This is a genomic window from Stieleria mannarensis, assembly GCF_014154935.1.
Lineage (GTDB): Bacteria > Planctomycetota > Planctomycetia > Pirellulales > Pirellulaceae > Stieleria > Stieleria mannarensis.
Genome location: NZ_JACEHH010000189.1, coordinates 1 through 711 on the forward strand (window position 1 = coordinate 1; position 711 = coordinate 711).

General features: G+C 56.0%; 1 protein-coding gene. It reads right to left on the reverse strand.

The window, feature by feature from the left end; genetic code table 11:
- Nucleotides 1-233, reverse strand: a 233-nt coding sequence (locus H1B37_RS33555; RefSeq protein WP_220498503.1) for a hypothetical protein, incomplete at its 3' end; no start/stop codon positions are given.
- Nucleotides 234-711: the final 478 nt, after the last annotated feature.

Sequence of the window (711 nt, forward strand, 5' to 3'; positions counted from 1 at the left end):
TCTTGTAAGAAAAGGATATCTCCAGCACCGAATTCTGGCGGGAAAAGGAGATGTGATTGCGAGAACTGCCCGCGGCGCAGTTCGTTAATCGCCTCAGAGCGGCAGGCCTCACGAATGGTAATCCAGTCGCCCGCGTAAAGCTCGAAGCCATACTCTACCAAGTGTTGTCTCCATTCTGCCGACGAACGGCAGCGATCACGCGGCGGCGACGGTTGATTGACCACTTCATACAACTTGACTTCGCCGCTCGTCGTGCATCGCGTGGTTCGCGCTCGGGTCGGGATGCAAGTCGGAATCAGCGATGATGAGACACAATGTACCCGATCGGAATTGCCAAGGGAAATTCGGTGCCCCAATCTGCAGTCGGCACGTCAGGCGTCGGGTGTCTTAAATCGTGCTCGTGCTCAGCATCGCGGTGCTCGTACTCGTAATCGATTACCAGGCGTCGGTTTGTCTTCATCGGCCGAGTCGACCGCGCACCAATCAAACGATGACATCAGGAGCGATTCCCAGGAAACAGCGGTCTGACGACATCCGATAGGCGCGTTTCGGATGCACCGATAAAACCCCGACGAGTCAAGTAGCCACAGAGAACACTGAGGACACAGAGAAGAAGTAAGGCATTGTTGCTCAGCGTTCGCTAGCAGCGCGAACTTGTTTATTACCCGGTCTCGCAGGGCGGGGGTCTTATCTGCCGCCTTATCCCCGGGT